Origin of the sequence: Loigolactobacillus backii, from assembly GCF_001663675.1 — a bacterium.
Classification (GTDB): domain Bacteria; phylum Bacillota; class Bacilli; order Lactobacillales; family Lactobacillaceae; genus Loigolactobacillus; species Loigolactobacillus backii.
In genome coordinates this window covers 2,096,978-2,115,377 of sequence record NZ_CP014873.1, presented here as the reverse complement: position 1 = coordinate 2,115,377, position 18,400 = coordinate 2,096,978, and the positions used below count along the sequence as shown (strand labels likewise).

Here is an 18,400-nt window from a genome sequence, read left to right as displayed (position 1 = left end):
TAGCAATCAGCTACCAGAATGGAAGATTTAAAATGAAAGAAAGCAAGGAACTAAGGTTTGAACAAAGCCTAATCGATCATTTAACGCAAATTGGTGGCACCAAACAATGGCGTTATATTGATAGCATTAAAACAACGGCACAGCTTTGGCAAAACTTTAAGTTGATTTTGGAAAAGAATAATCAACAGTCCTTGAAGGTTCCGTTGAGTGACACGGAATTTGCACAGGTTAAAAATGAAATTAAAAATTTAAAAACACCCTATCAGGCTGGACAGTTTTTATATGGTCTTAATGGTGTATCACAGGTTGAGGTAGATTTGGATGATGGACGGCATGTTTTCTTAACGGTCTTCGATCAAGCACAGGTTGGTGCCGGTACGACAACTTATCAGATTGTGAATCAAATTGAACGTCCCGCAGTTCTGGCGTCCAAAAGAGATCGTCGATTTGATGTTTCGTTGTTAATTAACGGGTTACCAATTATTCAAATTGAGGAAAAGGCTGATGGTCATGACGCGAAGGAAGCACTACGCCAAATGCAACAGTATATTGATGAAGAACAGTACACTGATATCTTTTCTACAGTTCAAATTTTAATCGGGATAACACCACACAATGCCCTTTACATGGCCAATACGAATGCGAATATGTTCAATACTGATTTTGCTTTTCATTGGCAGCGAGAAGAAGACAACAGCCCAGTTTATGATTGGCAGGAATTTTCCGACAAGATGCTCTCAATTCCGATGGCACACCAAATGGCAACAAATTATATGATTCTCGATGGAACCAAGAACCAGCAAATGGTAAAAGTGATGCGGCCTTATCAGGTGTACGCAACTAAGCGAATTATACGTAAAATTCAGGAAAACGCCTTTGGCATTGATAGCGAAAAAGGCGGCTATATATGGCATACAACGGGCTCAGGAAAGACAATTAGTAGTTTTAAGGCAGCTTGGCTTGCATCTCGCTTACCAAATGTTGATAAGGTAATCTTTGTTGTTGATCGAATTGCGTTAACAAACCAAACTGCCGAAAAGTATGCAGCTTATGATCCTGATTCTGATGAAGAAAATAAAAATGGTGTTGTTTCTGATACAGCTAATATCAATGTCCTCGCGCGTAAATTAAAAACTAAAAGCTCTGGTATCATTGTTACTTCTGTTCAGAAATTAGATCGATTAGTTCAGCGTGAAAGCTTTAAATCACCTAATAAGAATGTTGTTTTTATCGTGGATGAGGCACATCGTTCCACTAGTGGTGAGATGTTACAACGAATTAAAAAAGGCTTTAAAAAGGCGCTTTGGTTTGGCTATACAGGTACACCCGTATTTGAAGGAATTACGACTGAACAAATCTTTGGTGACTTACTTCATGCTTATACCATTCGTGAAGCAATTGCTGATGGCAATGTGCTTGGTTTTAAGGTGGACTTTAATACGACTTTACCAATTGAAGTTCTAAAAAAAGAATATTTACCAAAGTATTATGCTGAAAAGTATCCTACGTGGACACAGGAACAAATTGAAGTAAAGATAAGCAATTTATCTGAAGAAGATATGGATGATACAGTTAATACAAGTGTCTATGATACTAATGAAACGCACGTCAAACTTGTGGTCGATGATATTGTTTCAAAGTGGCGGAATCGTTCCAGTGACTACCGCTACAACGCCTTACTGACAACACACGTTGGCGGTGGTAAAGCATCGACGCCGATGGCAATGATGTATTTTGATGAATTTCAACGCCGTAACCAAGAATTAGAACGTCCGTTGAAGGTCGCTGTTACTTTTAGTCAAGATAGCTCCAATGGTAAGAATATGCTTGAAACAAACCATGGTTTAAGACGGGCGATTGATGCCTATACTGCTCAATTTGGTGGTTATTATGATGATACAAACATCAAAGAATATACCGAAAGTGTGGTTTCACGGCTGGACCGAACAGTTGATGATGGTAATTATTTGGATCTAGTTATAGTAGTTGATCAATTATTGACAGGTTTTGATGCCCCTAAACTTAATACGCTGTATGTTGATCGTACGTTAAAGGGTGCCAACCTAATTCAGGCCTATTCACGAACTAATCGAATTCAGGATATGCAACATAAACCATTTGGCCGAATCATTAATTATCGTTGGCCAGCAAATTCAGAGAAACTAATGAATGAGGCGCTAACAATATATGCCAATCGCGCTTCCGCAGATGTTCAACTCACTATTGATTCTGTTGTTGATGTGCTTTCCCCAGATTTTGAGGAACTACTAAGTGAAACTCAAAAAGTAGTCGAAGATTTACGTGAATTAACGTCAGATTTTACTAAAGCACCTGCCAGTGAGGGTGAGTGTAATGAAGCCTACAATCAGTTAAAAAAATATAATGCTGACATTGCTAAATTAAAGCAAGATGATAGTTACAACTATAATGATCCAGAAAAATTACTGACTAAACTGCATATTGAGCCTGATCAAGAGGTACTTTTAACGACAACCTTGGCCAATGAAATAAAAGAAAAGATTGTAAAGAAACAGCCTATTGATTACTCAGATTTGTCTTTAGACATGGAACACTTACGTGAAGTTGAAGTTAATTACGATTATTTGGAAGAGTTAATTGCTCAATTGGCCAATGAGGTTCATGAAGGCACTGGTGAGGCCGATGTTACTTATTCGAAGGTTAACAAGTTGGTTGATCAAATGGATGATTTAAAGTACGCCCAACAAATTAAGCGAGTATCTAAAGATCTTCATGATAATAACGTAAGCCCAGAGATTATGCCAGCCTATCCAGTTCAGTCTAGGGATGTTAATCATTTAATTGAGGCGCATAACCAGCAAACGCGCCGAACCGAAATATTAGGATTTCGCCGCAAGTGGGGCCTAATCGATATTGAAGGTAATCGGCAGGTTGTTAATGATTTATTGAAACATCATAGTCTTAAATCCGATGATCTTGATGTTGAGGGACAATTGACGAAAATATTGACTGAAGGTCAACAGTATTATCGTGAAGATGCTGAGGATGAGACAGTTAAAAAATTATCTAAAATTAAATATCGTAATCAACTACGTAGCGCATTTAATAAATTTGCGGATCAAATTGTCGAAAAATATTAATTATAAAAGGATGGAAATATGGCTAACGAAAAAACAGCACAGGATATTACGTCCCAATTATGGGCAATGGCAAATGAATTGCGAGGGAATATGGACGCTAGTGAATTTAGGAATTATATATTAGGGTTTATGTTTTACCGTTATTTGTCGGAACATCAAGAAGAATATTTGGTTAAACAAGAGATTGTGACCCCAGAAGAAAATGAGACGGCCAATGATGCCTATTTACGGGATGCAATTGGTGATGATTTAACTGATTATATTCAGGATATTTCAAATACACTAGGTTATGCAATTGAACCTCAGTTTACTTGGACGACAATTGTTAAGAAGGTTCAGGAAGATGAGATCAAACCATCGGACTTTCAAGATATGTTTGATAGTTTTAACAAAAATGCTGGAATTAATATTAATGCAAGAAATGATTTTCGTGAAATCTTTGCCGACGTTAATTTGGGTAACTCACGCTTAGGTAATAGTACAACAGCACGGGCAAAGGCTTTGAGTGGTATCGTTAAGTTAGTTGATCAGTTTGACTTCAATGATGCTAGTGGTAATGACGTTCTTGGAGATGTTTATGAGTATTTAATCGCTAAATTTGCGGGTAATTCTGGCAAAAAGGCTGGTGAATTCTACACGCCACATCAAATTTCAAAAGTGTTGGCGAAACTTGTTGCGCTGAATGTTGACCCAAACGCTGATCATTTCTCAGTCTATGATCCGGCCATGGGTTCAGGTTCACTGTTATTAACTGTTCAAAGTGAAATTCCTAATGGCAGCAAACCTGGCTACGTTAATTTTCATGGGCAAGAATTAAATACAACAACTTTTAATTTGGCGCGAATGAATTTAATGATGCATGGTGTTGATTATCAAAATATGGATTTACGGAATGCTGATACGTTGGAATCGGATTGGCCTGATGGAATGGATGCGCAGGGAATTGATCATCCTCGTAGCTTTGAAGCGGTAGTCGCAAATCCGCCATATTCAATTAAATGGGATAACAACACTAATAAGATGAAGGATCCTCGTTTCAAAGATTATGGCCGTTTGGCCCCAGCTTCTAAAGCCGATTTTGCTTTTGTACTACATAGTATTTATCACTTGAATAACGAAGGAACCATGGCAATTATTTTACCTCACGGTGTACTTTTCCGTGGTGGAGCAGAAGGCGTGATTCGCCAGGCCTTAATTGAAAAGAATTATTTAGATGCAGTAATTGGCTTACCAGCAGGTCTATTTTTCTCCACAGGTATTCCAACAGTCGTTTTAGTCTTTAGAAAGAACAGGACGGGCAAGGATATTTTATTCATTGATGCGTCTAATAATTTTGAAAAAGGTAAGAATCAAAATATTTTACGAGATGAAGATATTGATAAAATCATTAACGCATATTCTGAGCGAAAAGATATCGACAAGTATGCTCACGTTGCCACAATTGATGAGATTACTGAGAACGAATTTAATTTGAATATTCCTCGTTACGTGGATACCTTTGAGGAAGAAAAACCCATTAATTTGGCCAAAGTAGCCGACGATTTGGTCAGTGTTGATAAAGAAATTGCTGATTTACAGAAACAAGTTATGACGCAAGTCAACGATTTAGTTGGTACAGATGAAGAATCACAGGCCATGTTAGATCATTTTAAAGAGGTGCTTGGAAAATGACTGAAGTTAAACGAAGAGTACCGTTGATACGGTTTAAGGGGTTTAGTGACGATTGGAACGAGCGTGTGTTGAATGATATAGCAACTTGTTTCTCTGGAGGAACACCCAGTGCAAAAAGCAAAAAATATTATGGTGGAAATATTCCATTTATTAGATCTGGAGAAATTAATAAAAGTTCAACAGAACTGTTTATAACAGAAGATGGATTAGATAATTCATCAGCAAAAATGGTCAAAAGGGGAGATATTTTATTTGCATTGTATGGTGCAACCAGTGGAGAAGTTGGAATATCAAAAATTAATGGAGCAATTAATCAGGCTGTTCTGGCCATTAATCCAATACAGAAAGACGATCCATATTTAATTACCCAATGGTTAAAAAGACAGAAAAAAATCATAACAGGTACTTACTTACAAGGTGGGCAAGGAAATCTTTCAGCGAGCATTGTAAAAAAACTAATTATTAGTCTTTCTAGAAATTTATCAGAACAAAAAAAAGTTAGTGATTTTTTTAAAACTATAGATAACCTGATTGCAGCAAATCAACGTAAGTTGGAGCTTCTGAATCAATTAAAAAAAGGGTTTATACGACGAATAATCAATCAAGAATTACGTTTTAAAGAATTCCCAGATGCTTGGAAAGATCATACCCTAGGAAGTTTTATAATAGAATATTCGGGAAAAACTAAAATAAATAATCAATATCCAATTTTGACCTCATCAAGAAAAGGATTATTTTTACAAATGGACTACTATGGTGGACATCAAATCGCATCAAAAAATAATATTGGTTATAATATTGTTCCAAGAGGTTACTTCACATACCGACACATGTCCGATGACGAAGTTTTTAAATTTAATATAAACGAACTTGTTGATTACGGAATAGTTAGTACTTTATATCCAGTTTTTAAAACAACTAGTGCCCTAAATCCGTACTTTTTGCAGTATCTTTTGAATTATGGAGATACATTTAAAAGATATGCATTAATACAAAAACAAGGTGGTTCATGAACCTATATGTATCTAAAAAAATTAAAGAAGCTAAAATTAATGTTTCCTGGTATCAACGAACAGATCCGGATTCGAGATTTGTTACAAAATATTGATGGTCTAATTGTAAAATTTGGATCTAAAATAGATGCATTCAAAATGCAGAAACAATCCCTACTCCAAAAAATGTTCATCTAAAATAACGCGCAAGTTCCTTTTCGGAGCTTGCGCGTTTGACTACATTAAATTGGCGAGATGTCGCATAACTTTATCATTATCTTCATTTTCCAATTCTTTGATAATATGTAAATACGTTTTTTGAGTAGTCGTAATATTTGCGTGACCAAGCCGACGGGCTACTGATGCTGTACTTACTCCAGCATAAAGTAGTAAAGATGCATGAGTGTGACGTAATCCATGAATTGAAATTACTGGAACTTCGGCCTTATTGCATAATCGCTCTAGGTAATGGTTCACTGTATCGTTATGAATACGACCTTTAACAAAAATTGGTTGATCATTTGGTAAATTTTTAATAAGTTGCGAAAATTGCATGGATTTAGGTCAAGAATCTGGACACATTTTATGTATAATTTAAGCGACTAATTTTTCCTTTTCATTTGGAGTTAAATAATCAATGCTACTGTGAATTCGAGCACTGTTATAAAAGCTCTCAATGTAGCTGAATATTGCAGCATTTGCTTCTTCAAAATCCTGATAATGGTGTTGGTAAACCTCTTCTTTTTTCAAACTGGCGTGAAATGATTCCAAACATGAATTGTCATAGGGACAGCCACGCTTGCTATAAGAATGGCGAATATGGTGTTGCGCTAAGATCTGTTCAAAGCCAGCACTGCGGTACTGGCTACCCAGATCGGTATGCACAATTAAGTTATTAGTCGTCTTTCTAGTTTCAAAGGCTTGTTGAAAAGTGCTGATCACAAGATCAGCAGTCATATGACGGCTGATTTTATGGGCAATGATTTTACGTGAATATAAATCCTGAATGCTTGATAAATAACACCAGCCATTGGCTTTGGTGTGAATATAAGTTATGTCTGCACACCACTTTTGATTTGGACTGGTTGTACGAAAATCTTGCGCGAGTATATTTGAATAATCAGTCGCATCAATATCATTAGTTTGTTGATAATGCCACTTCTTGCGCGTGATTGATTTTAACCCCATTTGGCGCATTAATCGTTGAACTAGCTTAATACTGGCAGTCTTACCTTCTTTTTGTAACGCTTTTAGAATTTTAGGTGCCCCGTAGATACGTCTAGAATTAAAGTAAATGCGTTTAATCGACTGGCTAAGTGTCTTACGACGCTTGGCTTGTGGCGATACATGATTCTGCTGATGTTCATAGTAAGTTGAGCGTGGAACTGAGAGTACTTTACAGGTTTCTTTGATACTATGGTGCTTCAAATTAATATCAACGGCTGTCTGCCAGTCATCTGGGTTTACTTTTTGGCGAATATGGTTAAGGCTTTTTTTAAGATGTCATTCTCACTTTCTAGCTGTTTCAAACGTTTTTGCAACGCTAAAACATCTGATTTGGAAATTCCACTTCCTTTGTCTTCTTTATATAGATTAATCCATTTGTAAATAGTTACATTTGATACACCATATTCGTCTGTAAGATCAGCTACCGGGGCGCCATCCTGGTACAGCTTGACAATCATTTTTCTAAAATCTACTGAGTACTTTTTCTTGGTCATAAAAACACAATCCTTCCTATTATGGAATTATACTAAATCGTGTCCATGATTTCATACTACCTTCAGCATCACTGTTTGCCAATCTAATTCAACCTTACGAACAGAAGAACTATTTTTTGTCAGGGCGAAACCACCTTGTCTCTCTTTATAATTCCAAGTTTTGTTGATATCTAAACGATGGTGAGCAAAGTCAAAATCATCAGGTGTTAAACCTAAGGCTTCCGCAAAACGTAGTCCAGTCTTAGCAATTAATAGAATAAAATAATCCCAATTGATCTCAGTTCCTAAATCCAACCCATTAAGCAGTGCCTGCGTTTCTTTTTGATTTAAAAATTTCACTTTATGCTTACGTTGAATAATTCCTTTAATAACCGCTTTTCTTGTTGGATCACGTTTGAGTAGGCCGTCATCAATGGCATCAAGTAAGGCACTTTTAAGATGATGATGAAAATCCATTACCGTTTGCCGTTCGTGATTACTTGCATAATCATTCAGCAACTGTTGGTAGGTCAAACGAGATAGTTCTTTCATTCGTAGTTCAGGAGCTAACTTGGTAAGTTGTTGCTGAGTTATTTGATATTTTTGGTACGTTACCGGTTGCACCGCACCTTTTTTATATAATTTCATCCATCTTTCGTAATATCTGTAAAACTTAACACTTTGTGCCATAATGATACCTCCATAAATAAATTAGACCGCCATTTAGACGGACTAGTTATTCATACAGGAAATCTGTTGAATTGGCAATAATTATTGTATAAATATTTTTTGTAGGAGAGCCTTTTTTTGTTTTCTTAGTAATTTTAATTTCTTCTGATTTACAATTACCAGATCGTCAATTATTCGAAAAAAATTACCTATTTTTTCCTGCTCATTATTATTTGGAATATAAATTTTTTTGCTTTCCATTTCATTTTTTGTGATATGAATCATTGTGGATCCGTTAGTATTATTTAAAATTTTTGTTTTATCGGCTTCAAGTAATTCTAAAGCAAATTGTTTTTCTATTTTATTATTAAGTTCAATCTTCCAAATATGATAATGATAAATCACTTTATTGCCCGCCCAAATATGAGGGCCAAATGTTGCGGACCAAGTATAAAGCAGATCCCCCTTTTTAGCATAAAATTTATCTTGCAATTCAAGATTTGAAAAATACCAAGAATTATTTGTATAGAAATTACCAACTCTTAAAACAGGGTATCTACCAGAATCTAATAATTCACTTTGCTTGAAGGCTTTACCATTAATGAAGGTTGCAGCATCTCCAAGTTTACATTTATGCCAAGCATCTTTAAATCCTGTAAATCTTAATTTCTGATCAAATATTTGCTGCAAATAACCTTTCTTTAATCGGTTCAGAAGCTCTAGCTTACGCTGATTTGCGGTAATCAGGTTGTCCAAATGAATTAAAAAATCGCCTATTAAACTTTGTTCTTCTTTTAAAGGTATATCTACCTTGTATGAAGAAAGTTGTGGCACTGTTAATTGAGGAACTCCTGTCGATTCAATCAAAATGGAAAGATTATTTATTGATGCGGCTAAAAAATCTACGTTAATACTTGTTGAAATTGCTAAAACACGAACAACTGGAGTAAAATTATTTTTTCTGGCCTCGGCTCGTCCAATATCTCCTCTACCAGTGACAGTTAGTGCCGGGGCCTTTATACGATAAGTTCTAGCATAATATCCCTGAATACCATGATTAATTAACGAGTTTCCTATTACTGGATAACCAGAATCCGCTACAATCCTTTTATCAATATCTCCCCCTGCGACTATATGGGAAACCTCTCCTAGCTTACGCTCGTTCCAAGTATTAACAACATGAATCTCCTAAGTTGATTTATTAACTAGATAATTAAAATCTCCGGGTGTAACAATTGAGAACTCTTATAAAGTGACCAACTTGATTCTAAAGCTCGCGTTAGTTATAAATTATAAAATTAGGCTAAAACTTTTTGCAATAGCGTATACTAAATGAAAAACAGTTAAGAGGCCAAAGCCAATGCGACGTAAAGAAAGAGAAGTTACTAACCAAAAGGAAATTATGGCGCTTTTGCAGTCTGCCCACATCATTCACATTGGGATTCAGACCACTGATTATCCCTATGTTGTACCAACAAATTATGGATTTGAATTTGTTGCCGGGCAATTGATAATTTATGTGCATGGTGCGCCAATTGGCCGTAAACGGGATTTGATTGCCAAACAGCCCAAAGTTGGCTTTGAAATTGATGATGGCAATCATTTAATGGCATCGGACAATGGTGATCCAGGCAGAAATTCATTTGCCTATCACAGTATTATTGGCACCGGGAACGCCGAATTGGTTGCTGATTTTGTGACTAAGAAACACGCATTACAAACAATTCTTGTGCATGAAACTGGTCATACTTGGGCTAACATTAAGGATCATGACGTTGACTATGTAGGTATCATTAAAATTATAGTAAGTCAATATAGTGTTAAGGCACACCATGACCCAAAATAATAATCAGGTCAGGAGCAAATAATGAATAACAAAGTAGATTACCAGCAAGTTATTGCGGAATTAATTAAATTTCGTGATGACCGTAATTGGCAAAAATATCACAATTTAAAGAATCTCGCCGAGTCTCTGAATCTGGAGGCCAGTGAAGTATTAGAAATTTTTCAGTGGAAACCAGAAAGTCAACAGTTGGATGAGGCCGAGGTTGATCATTTAAAAGAAGAGTTGGCTGATACATTAATTTATAGTTTTTACATGTGTGAGAAATTAGGGGTGGATCCACTGGAAATTGTGCAGAAGAAAGTTGATTTTAATCAGAAGCGACATTGGAAGATTGATGATTAATCTTATTTTTCGGAATGGTATAAAAAATAAGTAAATAATATTCGTAAGGATAGGGACTCTAAGGGGATACTTAAAGATTGTTTTCTGGAGGAACGTTGTAACTTGGTTCTGCAAAATAAACCATTATTTAATGGCCGAATAAGTCGGTATAAATCTTACTTTTTAAATATTTTAGTATAACAATAGAACTTTTAATGATAAATAAAAAGGCCAATTCAAATTAATTTAATTCTGAATTGGCCCTTTATAGATAGCCCATCATTTAAATTATTTAAAAATGAGTTTAGTTGAAACAGACATAATATGAGGCTTAAAATAAAAATAATAACAAAAATTCTATAAAAGTGGCATGAATATTGTTTTTAAATACTTATTATTTTCTTGACGGAATCGTAATTAGTCTTAACAATTAGCGGTAATTATGGTGTCTAATAACAATTAAAACGGATTAATAAATGCGCTAATAATACAATGAAGTGCAAGCTATCAAACGGCTCTATCTTGCTATAAAATAAATATGTAGCCATTATTTAAAAAGCAATAGCCTATATAAGACCGAAAAACATTAACGCGCTTTCTGACTGTCAAACACTAAATGGCAAACAAGTGTAAGCTTTAAGATTAATTTTTGAAATGAAATAAATAAGGTAATTAAAAACCATTTATAGCTCAACTTAAAAGATGGAAAATCATTTAATAAGGAATACAGTTGACTTTTATTGTGATTTGCTATAAGCTCTAGATGATAGGAGGAATACCAAAATGGATTTTAGTAAATTCAAGCCATATGTCGTTTCGGCAGGGGTTTCAACACTGACGATTGGTAAAGGTGGTATATCTTTTAGCAAAACTGCAGTACTCCGATTGGAAAAAGCGGCTTATGTTGAACTATTGATTAATGATGAGGATCATATCTTAGTCATTAAACCTGTAACGGTCGACTCAGAGAATGCGACGGTGTTTTTCAGGGCCGGTAAAAAGAACATCATGGTACGCTGGAATTATCAAGACTTGACTGATCGGCTTGCTGAGATGATGGGCTGGAAGATACAAGAAACGACATACAAAGTTAAGGGTGAATACAATTTACAAGAAGGAATTCTAATATTTGATCTTAATAAGGCTCGTCCTATCCACCAAAAATAAAAATACAAAAAAAGCGGTCAAGTCTGCAAACTTGACCGCTGACATCAAAGACTTATCAATGACGTCCAACCAACAACATTGTAACAAACTTTTAGTAGCACGTAAATTGTTTTTATGTATTAAAAGTCTCTTTGGTGTCATTTGTACACGCCAAGGGGGCTTTTTATGTTTATATTAACTTAATAAAATCTTCCATAATAATTATAAAAATTATTTAGTTTTTGGGAGGTTATTTAGATGAAGAATATTTATAAGGTGAAGGACTCACAAACAAAAAAGATTTACACAATTGATGAGCTTCGTAAACTTAGCGATGAAGACGAAATTTTGCATCGACTGGTTTGCATAAATTGTGGTTGTCCCATGACTTTTACGCATGATTCAGCGTCAAGAAGGGCCTTTTTAAAGACGTGGAATCGTCAAAATCATGATCAAAATTGTAATAATTATTACGATCGTGAAGAGCGAAAAGTACTTTATGAAACGGGACAAATTCAGAATGGGCGCCTAAATACGGCTGCCTTAAATTCAAGATTAAAACGAATGGATAGACTACTTAACGAGCCAAAAAATTCAATTAAATTTACAAACAATTCAGCGGCACGAAAAAGAAATAAGCATTCAGTTAGTGAAGTTACAACCGATAATACGAAACGAGATAGTGTAACGAGAATCAGTCCAACAACTGATCCATCTATTGCAGTAATTGAAAATGGTGCACATGCACATGTGCGTATGGATTATAGATTTATTGGCACTATTGGACGTAAATTAATTGGGCGTACTATTGTCATTGGTGGAATATTAGAGGCAGTTACTATTGGGAAGGGTTTAGATCCACATGTTTCATTTCAAGTTAAGTATAATGGAAAAGATTTTTTAATTCGATTGAGACCGGATGTATTTCAAAGACAGGTTGGCTTTCTTAATCGGATTAAATCATTACGTAATATATTGTTAGTGATGGATCAAAAGCCAATTTTATCGGCGGTTGTAGAAATCCAATCCTCTACAAGAGGAATTGTGGAGGCAGTTTTATTGGACGAAAACGCTCTGCATATTAATGCGCAAGCACTTGGTGTGTATATTACTCTTCATTAAAAATGATTAAAGGAAATGAAAATGATTAAAGGAAATGATTATATGACAGTACATCATGGTGGCAAAATTGGAAAGGCTGGACGTGCGCTTCGTAAAAATTCAAATACATCTTCAACTAAATCAAGAGCTGGCAAAGTACTTAGGATACATCAGGAACGTAGGCACTAACAGTATCTTAACAGAAGGAGTATATTTTAAATCTTTTCTAATTCTAAGCAATTCCTGGTTTGTACGCTGCTGGTGAGGTTGCTGGTGGTTTGCACGGCAATAATCGAATTGGTGGGAACTCAGTTGCAGATATCATCGTGTTTGGTCGGCAAGCAGGTGACCAAGCAGCGGATTATTTGAAATAATTAATTAGGTTATAAACTAAAAACTGAGCAGCATGTCCGCAAATTAGACATGCTGCTCAGTTTTTGATTTCTATTCATTTTAGTCCTAGCTGTCGTTGAAAATTAGTGTGACCAACCTTTTATTGACTGATTTAAACGTGCTTGAACAAGCAGCAGACGTTGTTTTTCCAATACGCGCCAACAACCCATCCCTAAAAAAACGATCGTCCCTTGCGTTTATAAGTAAAGCCTTCACCAATTGCCTCGTGAACGTTGATGATCGACACGAAGGCCTGTTGATCACGATAGTCAATAATACGTTTGACGGCGGCGATTTCGTTTGGTGCGACCACACAGTAAATAATCTGTTTGGGTTGATTTTGGAAGCCGCCGGTACCGTTGAGAAAGCTAACGCCGCGTTCAAGTTGTTCCATCAGATCGCTGGAGATTGCTTGATAATTTTCACTGATGATTAGGACACCTTTGGCCGCGTACGCTCCTTGTTGAGTGAAATCAACGACTTGGGAGAAAATGAACGAGGCCAGCAGGGTGTACATCATGTGGCGAATATCTAGGTAACTTAAGGATAGTAGCAAAACAACGGTGTCAAAGATTAGCATTGTGCGGCCCATGGAAACGCCGCGGTTACGTTCGATAATTTTAGCAATGACGTCACTACCCCCAGTTGTGCCGCCGGAACGGTAGATTAAGCCACTGCCAAAACCGCCGCAAAGCCCCGCCATGACACCAGCAATGAAGAGGTCGTGGTGCAGGTTAAGTTGAACGGGCAGTCGTTGCCAAATCCACAAGAAAACGGATAACATGACGGTTCCGTAAATGGTTAGAATTAAAGCGTGGCGACCTAAATATTTATAACCGATAAAAATTAACGGAATGTTAAGCACCAGGCTTGAGTAGGCGGGATTAATTTGGAACCAGTAACGCAAAATCAAAGTGATCCCGGTAATGCCGCCCTCGGCCAAGTGACTGGCAATGTTAATGCTGACGAGGCCTAGTGCGTAGAGTGCACAGCCTAAAGTGATGAGCAATAAGTCTTGTAGTCTAATCCGTGTATTTTCCAAATAACCGCCTCCAAAGTAGCCTTCAGTTGCATTATACCGAATTAAGCTAACTTTACCCGTTTTATTAGAAAGTAAATTTTGTTACTATAGAAGTATCTTGAAGAAAAGGGTGATCGGTTTGAAGAAAATTGTTGTCGCTGGTTTTAAAGGGCGCATGGGCTCTACCGCAGCAAAGATGGTTTTAGATAATGAAGATTTTGACTTAGTTGGGGTTTATGATCCACGAGCAACGGAGACAAGTCTCGCTGGGGATGCCACTTTTAATAACGTTGACGTGCCAGTTTTCACGGAACGCGAAGCTATTCTTAGCGTTAAACCCGAGATTTGGATTGATTTCACCGTTCCCGAAGCTGCCGTTAAAAACACGAAGTTTGCCCTTGAACACGACATTTCACCAGTTGTGGGCACGACTGGTTTCACCGATAATGATGTTAAACAGTTACAGGCCATTGCCAAAAAGCGCCAAGTTGGTGGCCTAATCGCACCTAACTTTGGCTTAAGTGCCGTTTTAATGATGCAGTTTGCTAAGCAGGCGGCTAAATACTTCCCTGATGTTGAAATTATTGAAATGCACCACGATAATAAATTAGATGCCCCAAGTGGCACGGCTTTGAAGACGGCCGAAATGATGCAAAAAGAGCGGGGTGACAAGCCACAAGGTAATCCTGATAAAACTGAATCCTTACCTGGTGCGCGGGGTGCTAACTACCACGGCATGCGCATTCATAGTGTTCGCCTTCCTGGTTTAATTGCCCACCAACAGGTTCAGTTTGGTGCCGTCGGTGAAGGCTTGACAATTCGTCAGGACACCTATGATCGTGCTTCCTTCATGACGGGCGTTGCGTTAGCTTGTCGTAAGGTAACCGACCACCACGAATTATTTGATGGATTAGAGTATCTACTATGAAATTAAGCACCATTCCCGAAGAATTTACCGAAGCAATACCGATTATTCAGGCAATTGAACAGGCCGGTTATGCGGCTTATTTCGTTGGCGGTAGTGTTCGTGACGCTATTTTAGGTAATAAAAAAATTCACGACGTTGATATTGCCACCAGCGCCTACCCAGCCGAAGTGAAAGCCATTTTCCGGCGAACGATTGATACGGGCATTCAGCACGGTACGGTCACAGTGATGGAAAAGGACAATGCTTATGAGGTGACAACTTTTCGCACGGAATCCACTTACCAGGATTTTCGCCGGCCTGATCACGTTACCTTTGTCCGTTCTTTAGACGAAGATTTAAAACGCCGGGACTTCACGATTAACGCCTTGGCTTTGCGCCACGATGGCACGATCATTGATTTATTTGATGGCCTGACTGATTTGAAACACGGTCTGATTCGGGCAGTCGGTATTCCTGAGGAACGTTTTCATGAAGACGCCTTACGCATGATGCGCGCGGTGCGTTTTCAAAGTCAGTTAAATTTTGAGCTTGAGCCTTTGACTGAAGCGGCAATCGCTAAAGAACACGGTTTGTTGGCCAAGATCGCGGTGGAACGAATTCACGAAGAATTTGTCAAACTATTATTGGGCCAAAATCGAGCTGCTGGGTTGAAAACTTTTGTTGAAACTGACCTCTACCAAAAATGTCCCGGCTTTCGTTCTGCTGGCGCCAATCTGTTACGGATTGCCGATTTACCGGATCAGCGCCTAGTCCGTGAAAAAAGTGTCTGGCTACTGATTGCCTATGAATTAGGCTTGGACACAACGGCAACGCGGCACCTATTAAGACAGTGGAAATCGTCTAATGAGTTAGTGAACAACGTTGGCAACAACGTTACTTTGCTGGCAAAATTCTTGGCTGATCACATAACTAACTGGGATTTATATGCTGCCGGTCTGGATAATTTATTGTCCGTTAATGAAGTTGCCACTTTGCTGGGTGCCGGCCAGACTTCAGCAACGTTGATGACGGCCTATTCGTCCTTAGCAATTCACGACAAGCACGAACTAGCAGTTAACGGCGCTAATTTAATTCAACAGGCCGGGGTTAAACCAGGGCCGCTACTAGGCGATATCTTGGCCAAACTGGAACAACAAGTCGTGGAAAACCAGTTAGCTAATGATAAAGCTAGCTTGTTGGCGGCGGCAAAAGAACTTCTAAACTAAGGCGTGTTTGGAAAATAGCCTTAATTAGTAATTTTTCTAACCAATTTAGTTGAGTAAAGGTGTTAAAATTAATTGTTTAGATGGTAAAACAGCAGATTGCGTTAACTGCTGTTTTATTTTTATCATTGGTTAATTTTTTTGTAAATGGTTTGCTGTGACGATGGAGTGTAGTTGAAGAGCGTGGTTACAACGGTTAACTGCTATTACTGATAGCCGTTTAATTGGCGGAAACGTGTTTGGAAAAGCAGGTTCCTGCGGTTGGCTACAACAGCCAAATCACCTTTTTCAAAGGTGATTCGTCTGTTTAGGCCAATCCTCAGAACCTGAACGCTTTTCCAAACACTCTGTTTTTATAGTATGATGGACTGTGAATATAGTTGGGGAGAAAATGTATGCAAACTTTAGCAGTAGAAGATCTGACCAAAATTTATGGTGAAAAAACGCTGTTTGATCATATTTCGTTTATGATCAAGGAAGGCGACCGTATCGGTTTAATTGGAACTAACGGAACGGGGAAAACCACTTTACTGAACGCAATTACGGGTTTAGACAGCTATGATGCGGGATCGGTGGTGACGCCAAAACAGTACCGAATTAGTTATTTGCAACAGATACCACAATTAAATGATGAGTTGTCAATTATGGCCGCCGTTTTTGCCGGGGATAACCCGATTTTTAAAACGATTCAAGAGTACGAAGGTGCGCTGCAACAATTAGGGGAACAGGCCACTAATGAAAAAGTGCAGGAGCGTTACACTAAGGCCGAGCAGGCGATGAACCGTGATGATGCTTGGACGGCGGATACGCAAATTAAATCGATTTTAAATCAGTTGAAGATTACCGATCTCAAGCAGAAGATCGGAACGCTTTCTGGTGGGCAAAAAAAGCGGGTCGGTTTAGCACAAGTGTTGATTGAAGCGCCTGATCTATTAATTCTGGACGAACCTACCAATCATTTGGACTTTGAGTCAATTGCCTGGTTGGAATCTTATTTAAGTAATTACAAAGGTGCTTTACTGGTCGTAACCCATGATCGTTATTTTCTTGATCGGGTGACCAATCAGATTTATGAACTTTCTTTTGGCAAGCTGGAGGCCTACGAGGGTAACTACGAAAGTTACTTAGGGCAAAAAGTGAAGCGGGATGCGACTGCGAGCGAACAGGCCGCTAAGCAGAAGAAACTTTATAAAAAAGAATTAGATTGGATGCACGCTGGCGCCAAGGCACGTTCTACGAAACAGCAGGCCCGCATTAATCGCTTTAATGACCTGAAGGAATCGGTCAGTGGCGGCACGAATAGCCAAGATGATGTTGATATCAACCTGGGTCAGCAACGTTTGGGCAAAAAGGTGTTGCAACTTAAGGATGCAAGTCTGACTTTTCACGACCACGTGATTATGCAAAGCTTCGACCTCATGATTCAAGGTGGCGCCCGCTTGGGAATTACTGGTGAAAATGGTGCCGGTAAAACCACCTTCCTAAAGGCTTTGACCGGTAAATTACCTTTAACCAGTGGTACCTTAATTCTTGGCGAAACGGTCAAAATCGGTTTTTATACGCAGATTACGGAACCGATGGACCCAGATAAGCGCTTAATTACTTATCTGCAAGAAGTCGGTGAACAAGTCGTTAACAAAAATGGCGATACGGTGAGTGTGACGCAGCTATTGGAACAGTTTCTTTTTCCACGATTTATGCACGGCACACTGATTCGCAAGCTATCGGGCGGTGAAAAACGCCGCCTGTATTTACTGAAAATTTTAATGACGCAACCGAACGTTTTATTACTAGATGAACCAACGAATAACCTTGATATTGGGACGTTGACGGTGCTTGAAAATTATCTGAAAACCTTTAACGGTGCTGTTATCACGGTTTCACATGATCGCTATTTTCTTGATCACGTAGCGGATGAACTATTGATCTTTGCTGGCAACGGTGAGATTGAACGTTTCACCGGCCAGCTATCGGATTACTTAAAAGAAGCCGCTAAACCAAAGCAAACTGCGCCAAAGGCAGCCCCAGTCCAAAAAACACAAAGCACGGAACAGGCAAAAAAAGTTAAATTAACTTATAATGAAAAGAAGGAATGGGCAACCATTGAAGCCACAATTGATGGACTGGAGCAACAACTTGAACAAGTTCAGAAAGAAATGGCCAGCAATGGGGCCGATTATGGTAAATTAGCGGAACAACAACGAGCAGTGGATGAGTTAAATCAACAGATTGAAGAAAAAATGCAACGGTGGGATTATTTGAGCCAGTACGCAAACTAAGGCGGTGCAATG

Annotated in this window: 14 protein-coding genes and 3 pseudogenes; 11 read left to right on the top strand and 6 right to left on the bottom strand. The window is 38.1% G+C overall.

The window, feature by feature from the left end:
- Positions 1-32 precede the first annotated feature (32 nt).
- From AYR53_RS09560 to AYR53_RS13810, 3 genes are read left to right on the top strand one after another with little or no spacing between them, the layout of a single operon-like run.
- Entirely contained in the window at positions 33-3,119 is a 3,087-nt protein-coding gene (locus AYR53_RS09560; RefSeq protein ID WP_068281274.1) for a type I restriction endonuclease subunit R, read from the top strand.
- Positions 3,120-3,137: 18 nt separating this feature from the next.
- Entirely contained in the window at positions 3,138-4,790 is a 1,653-nt protein-coding gene (locus tag AYR53_RS09555; protein WP_068280538.1) for a type I restriction-modification system subunit M, read from the top strand.
- On the top strand, positions 4,787-5,803 hold the full coding sequence (locus AYR53_RS13810; RefSeq protein ID WP_239691354.1) for a restriction endonuclease subunit S: 1,017 nt from the start codon (positions 4,787-4,789) through the stop codon (positions 5,801-5,803). Before AYR53_RS09555 ends, AYR53_RS13810 begins: the two co-directional genes overlap by 4 nt.
- 216 nt (positions 5,804-6,019) lie before the next feature.
- On the opposite strand, the pseudogene AYR53_RS09545 reads toward AYR53_RS13810, so the two are convergent.
- The 5 genes and pseudogenes from AYR53_RS09545 to AYR53_RS13805 form a co-directional block, all read right to left on the bottom strand.
- Positions 6,020-6,337: pseudogene (locus tag AYR53_RS09545) on the bottom strand (tyrosine-type recombinase/integrase); the annotation flags it as partial.
- Between the two features lie 39 nt (positions 6,338-6,376).
- Positions 6,377-7,261 (bottom strand): IS3 family transposase, encoded by an 885-nt coding sequence (locus AYR53_RS09540; RefSeq protein ID WP_105782191.1) that lies wholly within the window; start codon positions 7,259-7,261, stop codon positions 6,377-6,379.
- Complete coding sequence (locus AYR53_RS09535) at positions 7,246-7,503, bottom strand: transposase (protein WP_017866964.1); 258 nt, start codon at positions 7,501-7,503, stop codon at positions 7,246-7,248. Before AYR53_RS09535 ends, AYR53_RS09540 begins: the two co-directional genes overlap by 16 nt.
- Positions 7,504-7,569: 66 nt before the next feature.
- Positions 7,570-8,172, bottom strand: a pseudogene (locus tag AYR53_RS09530) (site-specific integrase); the annotation flags it as partial.
- An 81-nt stretch (positions 8,173-8,253) separates the two neighbouring features.
- Positions 8,254-9,336 (bottom strand): restriction endonuclease subunit S, encoded by a 1,083-nt coding sequence (locus AYR53_RS13805; RefSeq protein WP_272481870.1) that lies wholly within the window; start codon positions 9,334-9,336, stop codon positions 8,254-8,256.
- A 175-nt stretch (positions 9,337-9,511) separates the two neighbouring features.
- Between AYR53_RS13805 and AYR53_RS09520 the strand changes: the two genes are divergently transcribed.
- The 5 genes and pseudogenes from AYR53_RS09520 to AYR53_RS13545 all read left to right on the top strand — a co-directional run.
- A complete protein-coding gene (locus AYR53_RS09520; protein WP_068280547.1) occupies positions 9,512-9,997 on the top strand; it encodes a pyridoxamine 5'-phosphate oxidase family protein in 486 nt (161 codons plus the stop codon).
- Positions 9,998-10,018: 21 nt separating this feature from the next.
- Entirely contained in the window at positions 10,019-10,339 is a 321-nt protein-coding gene (locus AYR53_RS09515; protein ID WP_068280550.1) for a nucleotide pyrophosphohydrolase, read from the top strand.
- Between the two features lie 762 nt (positions 10,340-11,101).
- Positions 11,102-11,485, top strand: coding sequence for a hypothetical protein (locus tag AYR53_RS09510; protein WP_068280553.1), 384 nt, complete (start codon positions 11,102-11,104; stop codon positions 11,483-11,485).
- Positions 11,486-11,722: 237 nt separating this feature from the next.
- Positions 11,723-12,586: a hypothetical protein gene (locus AYR53_RS09505; protein WP_068280556.1), complete on the top strand. Its 864-nt coding sequence runs from the start codon at positions 11,723-11,725 to the stop codon at positions 12,584-12,586.
- A gap of 218 nt (positions 12,587-12,804) precedes the next feature.
- A pseudogene (locus AYR53_RS13545) lies at positions 12,805-12,939 on the top strand (FAD-binding protein); the annotation flags it as partial.
- Positions 12,940-13,130: 191 nt separating this feature from the next.
- Here the strand turns inward: AYR53_RS13545 and AYR53_RS09500 are convergent.
- The gene (locus AYR53_RS09500; protein ID WP_068280559.1) at positions 13,131-14,000 is read right to left on the bottom strand and encodes a YitT family protein; all 870 of its coding nucleotides are present in this window, start codon (positions 13,998-14,000) and stop codon (positions 13,131-13,133) included.
- 118 nt (positions 14,001-14,118) lie between these two features.
- Between AYR53_RS09500 and dapB the strand changes: the two genes are divergently transcribed.
- The 3 genes from dapB to AYR53_RS09485 all read left to right on the top strand — a co-directional run bounded on the left by dapB (position 14,119) and on the right by AYR53_RS09485 (position 18,388).
- Positions 14,119-14,907: a 4-hydroxy-tetrahydrodipicolinate reductase gene (gene dapB, locus AYR53_RS09495; RefSeq protein WP_068280563.1), complete on the top strand. Its 789-nt coding sequence runs from the start codon at positions 14,119-14,121 to the stop codon at positions 14,905-14,907.
- Positions 14,904-16,112: a CCA tRNA nucleotidyltransferase gene (locus AYR53_RS09490; RefSeq protein WP_068280566.1), complete on the top strand. Its 1,209-nt coding sequence runs from the start codon at positions 14,904-14,906 to the stop codon at positions 16,110-16,112. Before dapB ends, AYR53_RS09490 begins: the two co-directional genes overlap by 4 nt.
- Positions 16,113-16,504: 392 nt before the next feature.
- A complete protein-coding gene (locus tag AYR53_RS09485; RefSeq protein ID WP_068280570.1) occupies positions 16,505-18,388 on the top strand; it encodes an ABC-F family ATP-binding cassette domain-containing protein in 1,884 nt (627 codons plus the stop codon).
- Positions 18,389-18,400: the final 12 nt, after the last annotated feature.